The organism is Mycobacterium florentinum (assembly GCF_010730355.1).
Lineage (GTDB): Bacteria > Actinomycetota > Actinomycetes > Mycobacteriales > Mycobacteriaceae > Mycobacterium > Mycobacterium florentinum.
In genome coordinates this window covers 1,054,772-1,072,342 of the sequence record NZ_AP022576.1, presented here as the reverse complement: position 1 = coordinate 1,072,342, position 17,571 = coordinate 1,054,772, and the positions used below count along the sequence as shown (strand labels likewise).

Below are 17,571 nucleotides of genomic sequence, written 5' to 3'. Positions count from 1 at the left end.
TACAGTGGTGAACATGCCACTCACCGGAGAGTACGAACCGTCGACCTCGGATTGGGCCCGTGAACAGGCCGAGAAGTACATGGAATCCGGCGGAACCGACGGCACGGACCTGCAGGGGATGCCCGTGATCCTGCTGACCACCGTCGGAGCGAAGTCCGGCAAGCTGCGCAAGACGCCGCTGATGCGGGTCGAACACGACGGGCAGTATGCGATCGTGGCCTCGCTCGGTGGTGCCCCCAAGCACCCCGTGTGGTACTACAACGTTGCGAAGAACCCCCGAGTCGAGCTGCAGGATGGCTCGGTGACCGGCGACTACGACGCCCGCGAGGTGTTCGGCGACGAAAAGGCCGTGTGGTGGGAGCGCGCCGTCGCGGCGTTTCCGAACTACGCCGAGTACCAGGCGAAGACTGAACGCCAGATTCCGGTGTTCGTGCTGACCCCGGTGAACTGAGCCGATTAGGCAGGTAGCCGGGGGTGCGTGGCACCATTATTCGGTGTCCGCTGAACCGAGCCAGAGCCCGAGCATGTCACCGCCGCTGTCCGCGGCCGACATTGACAGCGCTGCGCAGCGGATTGCCGCGGTAGTCACACCCACCCCGCTGCAGTACAGCGATCGGCTGTCGGCGATCACGGGTGCGCAGGTTTACCTCAAACGCGAGGACTTGCAGATTGTGCGTTCCTACAAGCTGCGCGGCGCCTACAACCTGCTGGTACAGCTGTCCGACGAGGAGATCGGCGCCGGCGTGGTGTGCTCCTCGGCCGGCAATCATGCGCAGGGGTTCGCCTACGCCTGCCGGAGCCTGGGCGTGCACGGCCGCGTCTACGTGCCGGCCAAAACGCCCAAGCAGAAGCGCGACCGGATCCGCTACCACGGGGAGAGCTTCATCGAGCTGATCGTGGGCGGATCGACCTACGATCTCGCCGCCGAGGCGGCGCTCGAGGACGTCAAGCGCACCGGCGCGACGCTGGTGCCCCCGTACGACGACCTGCGCACGATGGCCGGTCAGGGCACGATCGCCGTCGAGCTGCTGGACCAGCTGGGCCAGCTTGGTATTGGGGAGCCGGACCTGGTGGTGGTGCCGGTGGGCGGCGGTGGCTGCATCGCGGGCATCACGACCTATCTGTCCGAGCGGACGGCGAACACGTCGGTGCTGGGGGTCGAACCGGCCGGGGCCGCGGCGATGATGGCCGCGCTGGCCGCCGGGGAGCCGGTGACGCTGGACCACGTCGACCAGTTCGTCGACGGCGCCGCGGTGAAGCGGGCGGGAACCCTGACGCATGCCGCACTGGCCGCCGCGGGCGACATGGTGTCGATCACGACCGTCGACGAGGGCGCGGTCTGCACCGCGATGCTGGACCTCTATCAGAACGAGGGCATCATCGCCGAGCCCGCGGGCGCGCTGTCCGTCACCGGCCTGCTGGAAGCCGACGTCGAGCCGGGGTCCACGGTCGTCTGCCTCATCTCGGGCGGCAACAACGACGTGTCACGCTACGGCGAAGTGCTCGAGCGCTCCCTCGTCCACCTCGGCCTCAAGCACTACTTCCTGGTGGACTTCCCGCAGGAGCCCGGTGCGTTGCGCCGGTTCCTCGACGACGTGCTCGGACCCAACGACGACATCACCCTGTTCGAGTACGTCAAGCGCAACAACCGCGAGACGGGTGAGGCGCTGGTCGGCATCCAGCTGGGCTCGTCGGCCGAGCTGGACGACCTGCTGGACCGGATGCGCGAGACCGAGATTCACTTCGAGAAGCTGCAGCCGGGCTCGCCGGCCTACCGCTACCTGCTGCTGTGACTTGAGCGCCGAACGTCGAGTTGTCGGGCGAAAGTCGCGCCCATCGCACCAACAAGTCGACGTTCGGCGTCGTCACCGCGCGTAGTCAGGTCAGGTAAGACGGCAGCGGGGTAGCGGGGTCGAGATCGGGCGCCGGCACCGGCGGTTCGGCCGCCAGGCGCAGCGGCACCACCCCGGCCCAGTGCGGCAGTGCGGTGTCCTCGGGATCGTCGGCCACACCGCCGTCGCGCACCTTGGCGGAGACTTCGACGAGGTCGAGGGCGAACACCGCCGTTGCGGCGAGTTCGCGGGCGTTCGGGGGCCGGCAGTCGGCGGCGCGCCCCGGCCGGACGTGGTCGAGCAGCGCGTCAAATGCCCGCCGCTTTTCAGCCGGGTCGTCGACGAGGCGCGCGGTGCCCATCACGACGACCGAGCGGTAGTTCAGCGAGTGGTGCATCGCCGATCGGGCCAGCACCAGCCCGTCGACCAGGGTGGTGGTGACGCAGACCGGCAGGCCGGCCGGCTTGGCGGCCAGCATCGGACCGCTGCCGGTCGAGCCGTGGACGTACAGCGTCTCGCCGAGGCGGGCGTGTGTGGTCGGCAAGACCACCGGCCGGCCGTCGCCCAGATAGCCCAGGTGACAGATCAGGGCCTCATCGAGGATGCGGTGGACCGTGTCGCGGTCGTAGCGAGCGCGATCCCGGTACCGGGTGGGCGTCGTGTGAGACGTGGGGCGGTAGTCCGTCGGATTGCCTTCGATATTGTAATAGTACATAATATTGAATGTGCCAGTGCAATACAGCATAGCGGGGAGCGGCGCGGAGTCCATAGCCGCCAACATCGAAGAAGGAATCTCCAGCGGCGCCCTGACGCCCGGCGACACGCTGCCCCCGGTGCGCGAACTCGCCGCACAACTCGGCGTGAATGCCAACACGGCCGCCGCGGCCTACCGTCTGCTGCGCGATCGCGGGGCCGTCGAAACCTCGGGACGGCGCGGCACCCGGGTGCGGCACCGCCCCGCGACCACGCCGCGCTCGCTGCTCGGCCTGGACATCCCCGCGGGCGTCCGCGATTTGTCGACCGGCAACCCGGATCCCACCCTGTTGCCCATTGCTGCTGTGCCACAACATGATTCGCATGCACCTCGGCGCCCGGTGCTCTACGGGGAGCCGGCCATGTCGGCGGAGCTGGCCGAGTGCGCCGGTGCGGCGCTGAGGGCCGACGGTGTTCCCGCCGACCATCTCGCGGTAACCAGCGGAGCGCTCGACGGCATCGAACGGGCGCTCACCGCGCACCTTCGCCCGGGCGACCGGGTGGCCGTCGAGGATCCGGGCTGGGCCAACCTACTGGATCTGCTTGCCGCGCTGGGCCTTTCGGTCGAGCCGGTGTGCGTGGACGACGACGGCCCGCTGGTCGCCGACGTGGCGCGGGCGCTGGGCCGCGGGGTGCGCGCGCTGGTCGTCACCACCCGAGCGCAGAACCCGACCGGGGCGGCGCTGTCCGCGCCGCGCGGGGCCGAACTGCGCGCCTTGCTGACGGGCCGGGAAGTGCTCGTCCTCGAGGACGACCATTGCGCCGGCATTTCCGGTGTGCCGTTGCATTCGCTGGCCGGATCGAGCGGCCACTGGGCGTTCGTGCGGTCGGCATCGAAGGCCTACGGCCCCGACCTGCGGGTGGCCGTGCTCGCCGGGGATGAGCGCACCATCGAGCGCGTGCACGGACGACTGCGGTTGGGGCCGGGGTGGGTGAGCCATCTGCTGCAGGACCTCGCGGTGCGCTTGTGGTCGGATGACGCGGCGTCGCGTCTCGTCGGACAAGCCGAGCAGCACTACACCGACAACAGAACACGACTGCGCTCGGCGCTGGCCGACCGCGGGATCGCCGCGCACGGCCGCTCCGGCCTCAATGTGTGGATCCCGGTGCCCGACGAGACGGTCGCGATCACCCGGCTCATCAACTCGGGTTGGGCCGCGGCGCCCGGTTCACGGTTCCGGATCGGCACAGCGGCCGGAATCCGGGTCACCATCGCCGATTTGACCGACGCCGAGATCGTTCCGCTTGCCGATTCGATCGCCGAGGCGATGCGCACCGCCGGCCGTTCCAGCGTGTAGGTCAGGTTTGTGGCCTGGTTCCCAGCGCCTCGTGGAATAACGCGGTGCGCAGGGCCAGTTCGCGGGGGTCGCTCAGCAAGTGGAAGCCCAACTTGTTCATCACGTAGCCGTAGCCGATGCCGGTGTCCGGATCGGCGAATCCGAACGAACCGCCCGCTCCGGGCGTTCCGAAGGCATTGGCCGACGAACCGAAGATGGAGAGGGGACTGGGCTTGTTGAAGCCCAGCGTGAAATTGGTGTCGACGTGTAGCACCTTGTCGCGCAACCCTTTTGTCGGTGGCTGGGCGGGGCTTTTCAGGGCATCGAGGGTGCCGGCGCTCAGGCCGAGCTCGGGACTTCCGGTAGCGGCGCTGCCGTACAGCTTGGCGATCGAGCGCGCGGTGGCCGTGCCGTTGACCGCGGGCATCTCGACCACGCGCAGCTCGTCGCGGTTGAAGTCGCCCAGGTCGTTGATGCCTTTGGCGACGGTGAGGGAGGGCGCCGCCAGGTCGAACGGGTTGAACAGTGCCAACGCCAGGCGGCGCGGCATGGTGTTCAGGTGAAAGAGCAGCTGGGGCAAGGACCAGGCGTCCAAGTACGCCACCCGATCGCGGTCCACCGAGTCGGGCAGCCCGATGTAGAGGTCCAGCCCCAGCGGACCGGCGATCTCCTCGGCGAAGAACCGGCCCAGTGACCGCCCGGCGGGGTCGGTCCGGCGGATCAGTTCGCCTTCATACCAGCCGAGGGTGATGCCGTGATAGCCGTGCCGCGTCCCCGGTGCCCACGCGGGCGCCTGCGCCGCGAGCTTGGCCGACATCTTCGGCGGATCGGCCAGCTCCTGCAGCGTCAGCGGCGGCTTGATGACGGGCAGCCCGGCCTGGTGCGCCAGCAGCTGCCGCACCGTGACCGCGTCCTTGCCGGCCTGTGCGAACTCGGGCCAGTAGTCGGCGACCACGGCGTCATACGACAGGTAACCGCGGGAGGCGGCCAGCGCAACGGCAACCGACGCAATGCCTTTGGTGGTCGAGAAGACATTGACCAGGGTGTCGTGTTGCCACGGCGCCCGGGTGTTCCCGTTGCGGTAGCCACCCCACAGATCGACGACCTTGTGCCCGTCCCGGTAGACCGCGATCGCGGCGCCGACCTCCTGGCCGCTGTTCAGGTTGCGACGAAAGGCGTCTGCGACCTTGCCGTAGCCCTCGTCGACGTCGCCGCCGATCAGATCGGGTGGAATCTGCACCTTTTGCGCCATCTCTGCTCCATTGCAGTCGTCGGTGCCGTGATGGTAGCGCTAGCGAACCTGGGCGCGGTAGACCGACATCGATCCGCTGACCGTCTCGAAAACGTGCGTTTCTTCGACGTGGTCGAAACCCACCTCGGCCATCAGCTCCAGCAGTACGCCCCGGGCGTTGGGTTCGGTGTTCTCGAACCCGTCGCCCTTTTGCACAAGCCGAAACCGCTTGCGCATCTTCGCGGTGCGCTGCAGGCCGTAGTCGGCGACGTGCAGGCTGCCGCCGGGTGGCAGCGCCTCGCGGATCGCGGTCAGGCCGGCGCGCTTCTCCTCGAGCGGCACCTGATGAAAAACCAGTGAGGACAACACCTTCGTGACGCCGCGCCCGCCCAGCAGGCGCGCGGCGTCGCGCGCATAGCCGGCCAGCAACTCGACCGATTGGCCGGCCAGCTTGGCGCGGGCCCGCTCACGGATCGCGGCATCCGGGTCGATCCCGATCAGCCTCGCCGACGGGCAGGCGCGGGCGACCAGCCGCAGCTGAGTGCCGGTACCGCAACCGACGTCGGCGATCACGTCGCGGGGGGCGGGGGACAGCTGCGCGAGCAGTGCCGGTCGCCAGCGCCGAGCATTCGTCAGCAGAAAGCTCAGCGCGTCATAGGTCCACAACTGCGGAGCCGCCGGCACGAAGTCCTTGGTGGGTTGCTCGGCCATGTGCCGAGTTTATCCGTGGCGCAGGATCGCGACCGAATGCCCTTCCAGCACAGTGCCGCCACCGCTGCCGGTCGGCTCGCCCCACGCGAGCACGACCTCGCCGCCGACCGGTACCGTCACCGGTTCGGCACCGAGATTGCAGGCAATACGTAATTGTCCGCGCGACAGGGCAATCCAGCGCATTTCCTCGTCGTAGTCCACGGTCAGGTGCTCGAGCCACGGGTCGGCCAGGTCGGGGTCCTTGCGCCGCAAGGCGATCAGGTCCCGATAGAAACCCAGCAGCCGCGCATGGTCCCCGTCGCCGACCTCGTCCCAGTTCAGCTTGGAACGCTGGAACGTCTGCGGGTCCTGCGGATCGGGAATGTCGTTCGCGTCCCAGCCGTGTTCGGCGAACTCGGCCTTGCGTCCCTCGGCGGTGGCCCGGGCCAGTTCCGGTTCGGGGTGGGAGCTGAAGAACTGAAACGGCGTCGATGCTCCCCATTCCTCACCCATGAAAAGCATTGCGGTGTAAGGCGACCCGAGGACCAGGGCGGCCTTGATCGCCAGCTGCCCACCGCTCAGGTGCTGCGACGGCCGGTCCCCGAGCGCACGGTTGCCGACCTGGTCGTGCGTGCAGGTGTAGGCCAACAACCGGCCGGCCGGGATGGCCTTGGTGTCCAGTGGCCGGCCGTGCCGGCGCCGGCGGAACGACGAATAGGTGCCGGCGTGAAAGAAGCCGCGGCGCAAGGTGTCCGCCAGCGTGGCCAGCGAACCGAAGTCCGCGTAATAGCCCTGGCGCTCGCCACACACCGCGGTGTGGATGGCGTGATGGATGTCGTCGTCCCACTGCGCGGTGATGCCGTAGCCGTAGTGGTCGCGCGGGGTGATCAGCCGCGGGTCGTTGCGGTCGCTCTCGGCGACCAGAGATAGCGGCCGGCCCACTTGTCGTGACAGCCAATCGGTTTCGGTCGCCATCTCTTCGAGAATGTGGACGGCTGTGGTGTCTACCAGCGCGTGGACCGCGTCCAGCCGCAGCCCGTCGGCGTGAAAGTCGCGCATCCAGCGCAGCGCGCACCCGATGATGTAGCGGCGCACCTCGTCGGAGTCGGCGTCGGCGATGTTGACGCCCTCGCCCCACGGATTGCTCCCCGACGACAGGTAAGGGCCGAACCGCGGCAGGTAATTTCCCGACGGGCCGAAGTGGTTGAACACCGCGTCGATCAAGACGCCCAAACCCTTTGCGTGGCAGGCATCGACGAAGCGGACCAGGCCGTCCGGCCCGCCGTAGGGTTCGTGCACGCTGTACCACAGCACGCCGTCGTATCCCCAGCCGTGGGTTCCGGCGAAGGAGTTGACCGGCATCAGCTCGACGAAGTCGATTCCGAGATCGACAAGGTAGTCCAACTTTTCGATCGCCGCGTCGAACGTCCCCGCGGCGGTGAAGGTGCCGACGTGCAGCTCGTAGATCACCGCGCCCCCGACCGACCGGCCGGCCCAGTCACCGTCCGTCCAGGTGTCGCTGGGGTCCCACAATTGGGAGCGGGCGTGCACCCCGTCGGGTTGCCGCGGCGATCGCGGGTCGGGCAGCACCTTGGGGTCGTCGTCGAGCAGGTACCCGTAGCGGGCGTCTGCGGGAGCGTCGACATCCGCATGCCACCAGCCGTCTTGGGCGCGCGTCATCGCGTGCACCGCGCCGTCGACGTCGAGGCGAACTAGCGCGGGTTTGGGAGCCCAGACCCGGAACTCAGCCATTGTTTCGCTCCAATAGCACGACGGGGAGGTGCGCGAACAAGTCGGCGGCCGATGTCGGACCGCTCGCCGTCGCGCCGGTGAGCGTGTCGGTCCATGAGCCCTCGGGCAGCGGCAATACGGTCTTACCCCAACCCGTTTCGGCCAGCCGCACCGTCCAGCGGGTAACCGCGACCAGAATGTCGTCGCCGCGCCGGAACGCCACGACATGATCACCGGCCTCGCCGCTGGCCGGCACCGGCACGTAATTGCCGCGCAGGAAGCTGTCCGGGCGCGAGCGCCGCAGCCGCAGTGCCGTGGTGACGACGCGCAGCTTCGGGTGTTGTAATTCTTCGAGAGCGGTTCTGCGCGCGGTATAGTCAACGGGCCGGCGGTTGTCCGGGTCGACCAGGCTGTCGTCCCAGAGCTCGGTGCCCTGGTAGACGTCGGGAATGCCGGGCACGGTCAGCGCGAGTATCTTCTGGCCCAGCGCATCGCTGGCGGCATGCGGATTGAGTTGGGCGACAAGCTCGGTCAGCTGAGCGGCGACCGGCCCGTCCAGCACGCCGTCCAGCCACTCGTGCACAGAATCCTCGAACGCGGTGTCCGGGTCGTTCCACGAGGTGTGCAGTGCGGCTTCCCGGATCGCTTTCTCGGCGTAGGCATGCAGCCGGTCCCGCAGTGCGTCGGTCACCTGGCCGTCCAGCGGCCACACCCCGAAGATGTTCTGCCACAAGAACTGTCCGGTCGCCGGGTCGGGGGAGGGTGTCTCGATCTCCCAGCGGGCGATGAACTCCGTCCACAGCGAGGGCACCTGGGACAGCACCCCGATGCGGGCGCGCACGTCCTCGCCGCGCTTGGTGTCGTGGGTGGACAGCGTGGTCATCGCCTGCGGCCACAGCCGGGCACGGGTGGCGGCACTGTGGTGAAACTCCGCCGCGCCGACGCCGAACCGGTGCGGTTCGCCGCCCACCTCGTTGAGCGAAATCAGCCGGGCGTCGCGGTAGAACAAGCAGTCCTCGACGGCCTTGGCGGTCACCGCGCCGCACAGTTGTTGCAGGCGCGCGGCGGGCTCGCCACCGTGGGCCAGCGCGGCGGTGAGCACCTGCAGTGCCGGCCCCAGTTCTGGTTGTGCGGCTTGGGTTTCGGCGAGTGCGCTGGGCAAGATGGCTGCCAGCCCGAGGTAGTCGGTGCGGTAGACGTCGATGTGGCTGAGCAGTGCGGCCACCGCGTCGGGCAGCAGTGGGTGATCGGAGCCGGCGGCCGCCACGATCGCCCGCCGTAGCCTGGCCAGCTCGCTGGCGAGGGCCTCGGTGGCCACCGTAACCTTGAGATCCGCCAGCAGCCGCGGGATGCCGTGGTAGTCCACACCGGCGGATTCGACCAGCGCGGTGAGCGCGGGCGCCCCGGTGGGGTCGACGAAAACTCCGCCCAGTTGCCGCAATACGTCGTAGCCGGTGGTGCCCTGGATCGGCAACGTCGGCTCCAGCGCCTCGTCGATGGCCAGGATCTTCTCGATGACGATCCACGCATCCGCGCCGAGCAGCTCGCGCAGCCACGCCAAATACCCACTGGGGTCCGTCAATCCGTCAGGGTGGTCGATGCGCACCCCGTCGACCAGTCCGTCGCGGAACCAGCGCGCGATCTCCGCGTGGTTGGCGTCGAACACGGCGCGATCCTCCTGACGCAACCCGGCCAGCGAGGTGATGGAGAAGAAGCGCCGATAGCCGACGATGCCGCTGCGCCAGCCCACCAACCGGTAGTGCTGGCGCTCGTGGACCTGGGGGCCGGTGCCCTCGCCGGTGCCGGGTGCGATCGGCAGTGCCAGATCGCCTAACCGCAGCAGGTCGCCGTCGACGGTCAGGTCGGCGACGTCGTCGTCGGAACCCAGCACCGGCAACACGATGCGGCCCCGCTCGTCGAGATCCCAGTCGATGTCGAAAAACGTTGCGTAGTCCGATGATCGGCCATGCCGCAGCACATCCCACCACCACGGGTTCTGCTGGGGCGCATCGACTCCGACATGGTTGGGCACGATGTCGACGATCAGCCCCATGCCGCGCGCTCGGGCCGCCGCAGACAGCCGCGCCAGACCCTCGGCGCCGCCGAGCTCCGGTGACACGGTTGTCGGATCGGTGACGTCGTATCCGTGACTCGACCCGCTGACCGCGGTCAGGATCGGGGACAGGTACAGATGCGACACCCCGAGCTCATCGAGGTAGTCCAGCAGATTTTCGGCGTCGGCGAAAGTGAAGGCGCTGCCACTGGCGGGTCCGCGCAGCTGTAACCGGTAGGTGGAGCGCACGGGAAAACCCATATGTCAGGCGGTCTTTCGCATGATCAGCACCGAGCAGCCCGGAATGGTGACCTTTTCCTCGGCGGCTATCACCAGGTCCGCCGTCCCGGCGGGATGGTTGGTGTCGATCTCCACGGTCCACTCCCGCGCGTAGTCGTCGTGCGGTGTGACGAACTCCACGGCCCGCTTGTGGGCGTTGAAGCACAACAGGAATGAATCGTCGACCACGCGTTCGCCCCGGGCATTGGGTGCGGTGATCGCCTCCCCGTTGAGGAACACCGCGACGCACTTGTCCAGGCCCTGGTTCCAATCGTCGTGCGTCATTTCCCGGCCGGTCGCCGTCAGCCAGGCGATATCGCGGACTTCGTCACCGCTGCGGATCGGCTCACCGTCGAAGAATCGGCGCCGGCGAAATACCGGATGCCTCTTGCGCAGTTTGGTCACCTTGCGGGCGAAGGTCAGTAGATCGGCGTTCTTGTCCACCAAAGACCAGTCGATCCAAGCCAATTCGGAGTCCTGGCAGTAGGCGTTGTTGTTGCCCTGCTGGGTGCGCCCGAGTTCGTCGCCGTGCGCGATCATCGGCGTGCCCTGGCTGACCATCAGGGTGGCCCAGAAGTTGCGGATCTGGCGGCTGCGCAGCTCGACGATCTCCGGGTCGTCGGTCGGACCCTCGACACCACAGTTCCACGACCGGTTGTGGCTTTCTCCGTCCCGGTTGTCCTCGCCGTTGGCCTCGTTGTGTTTCTCGTTGTAGGAGACCAGGTCGTTGAGGGTGAACCCGTCGTGCGCGGTGACGAAGTTGATGCTGGCGCTGGGCCGCCGACTGCTCGCCTCGTACAGGTCCGAAGACCCGGTCAGCCGGGAAGCGAACTCGCCCAGGGTTGCGGGCTCGCCCCGCCAATAGTCACGCACAGTATCGCGGTACTTCCCGTTCCACTCGGTCCACAAACCCGGGAAGTTGCCGACTTGATAACCGCCCTCGCCGACATCCCACGGCTCGGCGATCAATTTCACCTGGCTGACGATCGGATCCTGTTGCACCAGATCGAAGAACGCGCTCAGGCGGTCTACGTCGTGCAGCTCGCGGGCCAGTGTGGCGGCCAGGTCAAAGCGGAACCCGTCGACGTGCATCTCGGTCACCCAGTAGCGCAGCGAGTCCATGATCAGCTGCAGGACGTGCGGGTGGCGGGCGTTGAGGCTGTTGCCGGTGCCGGTGTAGTCCTTGTACAACCGCAGGTCCTCGTCGAGCAGCCGGTAGTAGGCGCTGTTGTCGATGCCGCGGAAGTTGATCGTCGGCCCCAGGTGGTTGCCTTCGGCGGTGTGGTTGTAGACGACGTCGAGGATGACCTCGATGCCGGCCTCGTGCAGGCTGCGCACCATCATTTTGAATTCGGCGACCGCGCTGCCGGCCTGCCGATTCGATGCGTACTGGTAGTGCGGGGCGAAGAACCCGAATGTGTTGTAGCCCCAGTAGTTTCGCAAGCCGAGGTCGAGCAGCCGTTCGTCGTGCATGAACTGGTGCACCGGCATCAGCTCCAGCGCTGTGACGTTGAGCGACTTGAGGTGATCGATGATCACCGGATGAGCCAGCGCGGCATAGGTGCCGCGCAGTCCCTCGGGTATGCCGGGGTGGGTCTTGGTCAGCCCCTTGACGTGGGCTTCGTAGATCACCGTCTCGTGGTACGGGGTCAGTGGCGCGCGATCGAAGGCCCAGTCGAAGAACGGATTGATCACCACACTGGTCATCGTGTGGCCCAGTGAATCGATCATCGGGGGAGTGCCGGTAATCGTGGTGTCGCCGTTGGGGTCGATCGCGTTCAGGTCGTAGGAGAACAACGCCTGACCCCAGGTGAAATCGCCGTCGAACGACTTCCCGTACGGGTCGAGCAACAGCTTGCTCGGATCGCACCGGTGGCCGGCGGCCGGATCGAACGGGCCATGTACCCGGAATCCGTAACGCTGACCGGGAGTGATGTTCGGCAGATAGGCGTGCCACACATAGCCGTCGACCTCGTCAAGCGGGATCCGCGATTCGTTGCCGCGCTCGTCGATCAGGCACAAGTCGACCTGTTCGGCGATCTCGGAGAACAGCGAAAAGTTAGTGCCCGCCCCGTCATAGGTGGCTCCGAGGGGATAAGCGTCCCCTGGCCAAACGGTGGGCAAGGTGGGAGTGGCCTCGTCCGGTGTCACAGCACCCGATGCTGGGGCCGGTCCGGAAGCCGGGTTGGTTGACGGCACCACTTGACCTTATCCGCGGCGGACTGTCCTGTCCGGGCTACCACCAGCCGGTGGCGGCCTCGATCTGGACGCCGAGCTCGTGGGCCATGGTCCGCATGTAGGTGGGGGTCAGGTGATGCGCACCGTGGTAGATCAGCACGTTTCCTTCGACCGGACGGCAAACATCGGTGCGGCAGATGGCATCTGACATGTCGAGCACCTTGAGCTGCGGGAATTGCTCTACGAAATCCAGGGTTTGGTTGCGATCGGACAGCACGTCGGAGCGTTTGATCGCGCACGACGTCGCGTTTCCGCCCTTCTTGGCCAGGCAGTCCGCGGGATCGAACGGCTGGCCGTTCTTGACCAGCCACGGCGTGTCACGCATGCCGAGGATCGGAATGTTGTTGTCGGACAACGTCTGCCAGATCCCGATGTAGGTCGCCGGCATCACGTCACCGGACTTGATGTTCCAGGGCCGGGTCGTGGTGGTGAACACGTAATCGGGGCGGTCGGAGATCAGCTTGTCCATCGTGCGCTGCACCCACTCGCGGCACTGCGGGTACGGGGCGTTGTTGCCCATGATCAACGGGACCTGTTCGGTGGACAACGGGCAGCCCATTTTGAGATATGTCACAACTTTGAAGTGATGGGCGTGTCCGAGCACATCCAGTGCCGGCAGCCAGTGCTCGGCGTGCGACCCGCCGGCCAATGCGATGGTTCGGGTCGCGGCGAAGTCGCCGTAGACGCAGTTGACCACCGCCGGGTTGACGAAGTCACTGATGCAGCCGTCGGCCGTCGAGGCCGGCAGATCGTCCTTGACCTCCAAAACGCTGGGCCGCATCGGGAGCGTCGGCACCCGCACGTGCTCGGTCAGGGCCCGGGCGCCGGGATAATCCTGCGGGTTGAGCACGGACAGTTCCTTGCCCGCGGCCCGCAGCACCGTCACGTGCTGACGCCAGGTGAACGAGGTGGCGGTCAGCGTGACGCCCAGCAGCACGACAACCGCGCCGAGCGCCATCGTCGGCCGGCGCCACCGCGACCACCACGGCAGCACCGGGGCCGCGACGGTTCCCTGCGGCGCCCGGTAACGCAGCGGATCCTCGACGAGCTGGGTGGTCAGGTACGCGAGCCCCCCGGACATCAGCAGTATCGCCACGCCCTCGACGAAGTTCGCGTGCTTGTGGCCGCTGTAGGACAGCCAGAAGATGAGCAGCGGCCAGTGCCACAGGTATAGCGAGTACGCGATGGCGCCCAGCTCCACCAGGGGCCGGGTGGCCAGCAGCCGATTCGGCAGCGGCAGCCGGCCGTCGGTGCCCGGGCCGCCCTGCAGGTTGGCCCCGGCGAGGATCATCAGCATGGTGGCCCCGACCGGTACCAGGGCCCACGGCCCTGGAAACTCGTCGACGCCGTCGATCAGGGCCCCGCAGGACACCACTGCGGCCAGGGCGACGGATGCGGCGGCGGTGCGCAGCCATGTCGGCCACCGGACGTTGGTCACCACCGCACCGACGAGGGCGCCCAGCAGCAACTCCCACCCGCGCGCGAAGCTGTTGTAGTAGGCGATCGACTGGTCATCGGAGTGCGCGAAGATCGCGTAGACGAAGGAGGCCACTGTCAGGGCACTGATCAGCACCACGAACAGCGTGCGCAGGTGCGCCTTGAGCGGGCGCCGGAACAGGAAGGTGCAGCCGGCGACCAGCAGCAGGAAGGCCACGTAGAACTGCCCCTGCACCGACATGGACCAGATGTGCTGCAACGGGCTGACGGCTTCGCCCGCCCGCAGGTAGTCCGACGCCGTATTTGCCAGCTCCCAGTTCTGGTAGTAGCCGAGACTGGCCAGGCTCTGATCGGCGAAGGTCTCCCAGCGGGTCTGCGGCTGCACCAGAATTGTGAGCACTGCACTCGCGGCCAGGACCACGACCAGGGCGGGCACCAGACGGCGGATCAGCCGGACCACTTCCGCGACCGGCGACAGTGTGACGGCCGGGTTGAGCGCGGCGCGCAGGATCTTGCCGCCGAAGAAGAACCCGGACAGGGCCAGGAAGACGTCGACACCGCCGGAGACGCGGCCAAACCAGATGTGGAAGACGGCGACCAGCGCGATCGCGACCCCGCGCAAGCCGTCGAGGTCGTAGCGATAGAACCCCGCAGATCCGTTTTCGCGCACCCCCGACCTGGCCGGATTCGCCGTGACGGCCGGCGGCGGAGGCGCTGACGTGATCTGCATGACCACGTTAATTTACCCAAAAACGCCACTCGCTCCTCTGCGCTCGCCTCCCGGCGATGCCGCTCAGTGGAGCAAGTGGCGTTTTGTAACAGCCGCGAAACCTACCGGGTGGCGCCCGGTTGAGCCTGCTGCAACAGCGTTTGCAGGTTCGGCAGCTGCGGCAGCGCCGGCGCCGGTTGCTGCACGGGTGCCTGCTGCGCCGGGAGCTGCTGCAGCGGTGCCTGCTGCACCGGTGCCTGCCCCTGGAGCTGCTGCAACGGGGCCTGCTGCAGCGGTGCCTGCTGTTGCAGCGGCGCCTGCTGGCCCGGCACCTGCTGTAGCGGCGCCTGCTGCTGGCCCGGCATCTGCTGGACCGGTGCTTGCTGCGTCGGCGGCTGCTGTAGCGGCGCCTGCTGCTGGCCCGGCATCTGTTGGACCGGCGCTTGCTGCGTCGGCGGCTGCTGCAGCGGTGCCTGCTGGCCCGGCATCTGCTGGACCGGCGCCTGCTGCAGCGGCGTCTGGGCACCGATGACCCGGACCAGGTACGGCGTCATGCCGTTGGTGCGCACCGGCGAGACCTGCACGACGTCGCCGACCTCGAGCATCTGGTTGTTCCCGAGGTACATCGCGACGCTTTGGGTGCCTTCGGGACCGTAGAACAGCATGTCGCCCTTCTGGGCCTGCTGCGGCAGCACCTTCTGGCCGGCCCGGTAGATCGCGCCGGACGAGCGCGGCAGCCTGATGCCGGCGCCGGCGTAGGCGTACTGCATCAGGCCCGAGGCGTCGAAGCCGACGGTGTTGATGCCGGTGCCGGTGCCCCGGGAGGGGCCGTTGATGCCGCCGCCGGCCCACGAGAACGGCACGCCGCGCTGCGAAAGGCCGCGCATGACCACGACGTCGGTGGCCTGCTGGTAGTCCGTCGACCGCACGCCGGGGTCGGCGGCCGCGATCTCCGGCGCGGCGGCCATCGGCGCCGCCAAGATGGCGAGACCGATAGCAAACGAATAGATGCGCTTCATTGGAGTTCCAGCCTTCCTGAACTCTGTCGGGTTAAGGCCTCAGCGCGGTGGGCGCTGCGGCCGCCGTTCGATGACTCGCGACGACCCCCGAGTTCGGGGTCGAACGCCGCCTCCTTGCGGGGACGTGAATCAGTCGGATCGCCCGTTGAGTCACACCAGTCACTACAGAAACTTTTACATCAGAAATTGCACCCGGAAAACAGCTGGTGAGGCCCACGAAGGATTTGGTGTAGGACCGTGACCGGACGGTGACTGCCGATCCCAAATCTTTATCGGCAGTTGTGATTTCGGTCTCACACCGGTGCCCGGCCGCAACGTTTTGCCGCGCGGACGGGGCCGTCGGAAATCAGTGCCAATAACGCGTGCTGAACACGGTGAGCGCGTTGCCGATCACGGAGCTCACCATAATGATCGCCAGGGACAGCACCGGCCAGAAGGACATGTACCAGCCCTTCAACAACGAAACGAACGGCCCGATCCCCGCGGCGGCGATCGCCGCACCGATCCCGCCCCACACGACCGGGTAGATGTACGCGTCGATCTGCAAGGGGACCAGGCCACACGACTCGTCCGAGCACACCTCACCGAGGAAGCCGTAGAGCTTGGTCGGCCACGTTGTCGCCGTGGCCAGGATGACGAGCAGGGTCACCAGCGTAAGTGTGGCGACCAGGTCCCAGGGGGCCACCCGAAGCCGGATGACGTGTGACTTCTGTCCGTCAGAGTCGTTGTCGCCGTACGTCATTGGCCGGAAATCGGCCGACTCGGCGGGCTCCTGCGGCGGCGGAGGGGAGCCGGCACGATCGCCGCGGTGCGGGTCCTCGAACGGGTACGGCAACGCCATGCCGATAGATGCTCCCCGATGGTCGGCTTTTGCGCGAACCGGCTGCTTTACGCTCGGTCTCTATGCCTGCGGCGAGATCCGGGTTGACGCCCGAGCAAATCAGCGCGATCGACGCCGCGCATCTGTGGCATCCCTACAGCACGATCGGCAGCGAAGCCGTCCCGCCAGTGGTGGCCGTCGGGGCCCACGGCGCCTGGTTGACGCTGGTCAGAGACGGCAAGACCGTCGAAGTGCTGGACGCGATGAGTTCCTGGTGGACCGCGATCCACGGTCACGGCCACCCGGTGCTGGACGAGGCCCTGGCAGCCCAGCTCAGCTCGATGAACCATGTGATGTTCGGCGGACTGACCCACGAGCCGGCGGCCCGGCTGGCCCAGCTGCTGGTGGAGATCACCCCGGCCGGCCTGGAAACGGTGTTCTTCAGCGATTCCGGGTCGGTATCGGTCGAGGTCGCGGTCAAGATGGCGCTGCAATATTGGCGCAGCCGCGGCCGCCCCGCCAAGCACCGGCTGATGACGTGGCGCGGCGGCTATCACGGCGACACCTTCACGCCGATGAGCGTCTGCGATCCCGACGGCGGCATGCATTCGCTGTGGACCGACATCCTGGTCCGTCAGGTATTCGCCCCGCAGGTGCCCCGCGACTACCACGCCGCCTACAGCGCCGCGTTCGAGGAGCAACTCGCACAGCACGCCGGCGAGCTGGCGGCCGTCGTCGTCGAACCCGTCGTCCAGGGCGCCGGCGGCATGCGCTTCCACGACCCCGCGTACCTGCGCGATCTTCGTGACATCTGCCGCCGCCACGACGTGCTGCTGATCTTCGACGAGATCGCCACCGGGTTCGGTCGCACCGGCGAGTTGTTCGCCGCCGACCACGCCGGCGTGAGCCCGGACATCATGTGCGTCGGCAAGGCGCTGACCGGCGGATACCTCAGCCTGGCCGCGACCTTGTGCACCACCGACATCGCGCACACCATCAGCTCCGGCGAGGCCGGCGCGCTGATGCACGGCCCCACGTTCATGGCCAACCCGCTGGCCTGTGCGGTATCGGTGGCCAGCGTCGAGGTGCTGCTGGGCCAGGATTGGCGGTCGCGAATCGCCGAGATCGCGGCCGGGCTGGCGGCGGGACTCGAGCCCGCCCGGGCCCTGCCCGGCGTGGCCGACGTCCGGGTGTGCGGCGGCATCGGCGTGATCGAATGCGCCGGGCCGGTCGACCTGGCCGTGGCCACCCCGGCGGCGCTGGACCATGGCATCTGGCTACGCCCGTTCCGCAACCTCGTCTACGCGATGCCGCCCTACATCTGCGGGCCCGACGAGATCGCGCGGATCACCTCGGCGATGGTCGAGGTGGCAAGCCTCGTGGGCTGAACGCCGGTTCACAATGGCGAGTTGTGCGGCGTCGCGGTCACCGCAAGAATTCTCAATGTGGTCCGCGTCACACTAACGGCGCGTTCCTCCATCTGGAATTGACGATCGAGAGGA

12 protein-coding genes and 1 pseudogene are annotated in these 17,571 nt (G+C 67.6%); 4 read left to right on the top strand and 9 right to left on the bottom strand.

Going from position 1 to position 17,571, the window contains the following annotated elements; genetic code table 11:
• Window positions 1-13 precede the first annotated feature (13 nt).
• Both G6N55_RS05035 and ilvA read left to right on the top strand, forming a co-directional pair.
• Entirely contained in the window at window positions 14-451 is a 438-nt protein-coding gene (locus G6N55_RS05035) for a nitroreductase family deazaflavin-dependent oxidoreductase (RefSeq protein WP_085225710.1), read from the top strand.
• Between the two features lie 43 nt (window positions 452-494).
• Window positions 495-1,793 carry a threonine ammonia-lyase gene (gene ilvA, locus G6N55_RS05030; RefSeq protein WP_085225631.1) on the top strand — a complete coding sequence of 433 codons (1,299 nt, stop codon included), beginning with the start codon at window positions 495-497 and terminating at the stop codon, window positions 1,791-1,793.
• 85 nt (window positions 1,794-1,878) lie between these two features.
• Here ilvA and G6N55_RS05025 read toward each other — a convergent pair whose 3' ends face one another.
• The gene (locus G6N55_RS05025) at window positions 1,879-2,547 is read right to left on the bottom strand and encodes a pyridoxamine 5'-phosphate oxidase family protein (protein WP_085225629.1); all 669 of its coding nucleotides are present in this window, start codon (window positions 2,545-2,547) and stop codon (window positions 1,879-1,881) included.
• 10 nt (window positions 2,548-2,557) lie between these two features.
• On the opposite strand from G6N55_RS05025, the gene G6N55_RS05020 reads away from it, so the two are divergent.
• Window positions 2,558-3,883, top strand: a complete 1,326-nt coding sequence (locus G6N55_RS05020) for an aminotransferase class I/II-fold pyridoxal phosphate-dependent enzyme (protein WP_085225627.1) — start codon at window positions 2,558-2,560, stop codon at window positions 3,881-3,883.
• 1 nt (window position 3,884) lies between these two features.
• Here the strand turns inward: G6N55_RS05020 and G6N55_RS05015 are convergent, their stop codons facing one another.
• The 8 genes and pseudogenes from G6N55_RS05015 to G6N55_RS04980 form a co-directional block, all read right to left on the bottom strand.
• Window positions 3,885-5,114: a serine hydrolase domain-containing protein gene (locus G6N55_RS05015; RefSeq protein ID WP_085225625.1), complete on the bottom strand. Its 1,230-nt coding sequence runs from the start codon at window positions 5,112-5,114 to the stop codon at window positions 3,885-3,887.
• 39 nt (window positions 5,115-5,153) lie between these two features.
• Window positions 5,154-5,804, bottom strand: coding sequence for a class I SAM-dependent methyltransferase (locus G6N55_RS05010; RefSeq protein WP_085225623.1), 651 nt, complete (start codon window positions 5,802-5,804; stop codon window positions 5,154-5,156).
• Between the two features lie 9 nt (window positions 5,805-5,813).
• Window positions 5,814-7,535: a malto-oligosyltrehalose trehalohydrolase gene (treZ, locus tag G6N55_RS05005; protein ID WP_085225621.1), complete on the bottom strand. Its 1,722-nt coding sequence runs from the start codon at window positions 7,533-7,535 to the stop codon at window positions 5,814-5,816.
• The gene (treY, locus tag G6N55_RS05000) at window positions 7,528-9,828 is read right to left on the bottom strand and encodes a malto-oligosyltrehalose synthase (protein ID WP_085225619.1); all 2,301 of its coding nucleotides are present in this window, start codon (window positions 9,826-9,828) and stop codon (window positions 7,528-7,530) included. The genes treZ and treY overlap by 8 nt, the downstream gene beginning before the upstream one ends.
• A 3-nt stretch (window positions 9,829-9,831) precedes the next feature.
• Complete coding sequence (glgX, locus tag G6N55_RS04995) at window positions 9,832-11,997, bottom strand: glycogen debranching protein GlgX (protein ID WP_197747387.1); 2,166 nt, start codon at window positions 11,995-11,997, stop codon at window positions 9,832-9,834.
• 85 nt (window positions 11,998-12,082) lie between these two features.
• Window positions 12,083-14,251 carry an acyltransferase family protein gene (locus G6N55_RS04990; RefSeq protein WP_085225617.1) on the bottom strand — a complete coding sequence of 723 codons (2,169 nt, stop codon included), beginning with the start codon at window positions 14,249-14,251 and terminating at the stop codon, window positions 12,083-12,085.
• A gap of 338 nt (window positions 14,252-14,589) precedes the next feature.
• A pseudogene (gene ripD, locus G6N55_RS04985) lies at window positions 14,590-15,249 on the bottom strand (NlpC/P60 family peptidoglycan-binding protein RipD); the annotation flags it as partial.
• A gap of 346 nt (window positions 15,250-15,595) precedes the next feature.
• The gene (locus G6N55_RS04980; protein ID WP_372517627.1) at window positions 15,596-16,090 is read right to left on the bottom strand and encodes a hypothetical protein; all 495 of its coding nucleotides are present in this window, start codon (window positions 16,088-16,090) and stop codon (window positions 15,596-15,598) included.
• Window positions 16,091-16,152: 62 nt separating this feature from the next.
• Between G6N55_RS04980 and G6N55_RS04975 the strand changes: the two genes are divergently transcribed.
• A complete protein-coding gene (locus G6N55_RS04975; protein ID WP_085225614.1) occupies window positions 16,153-17,457 on the top strand; it encodes an adenosylmethionine--8-amino-7-oxononanoate transaminase in 1,305 nt (434 codons plus the stop codon).
• Window positions 17,458-17,571: the final 114 nt, after the last annotated feature.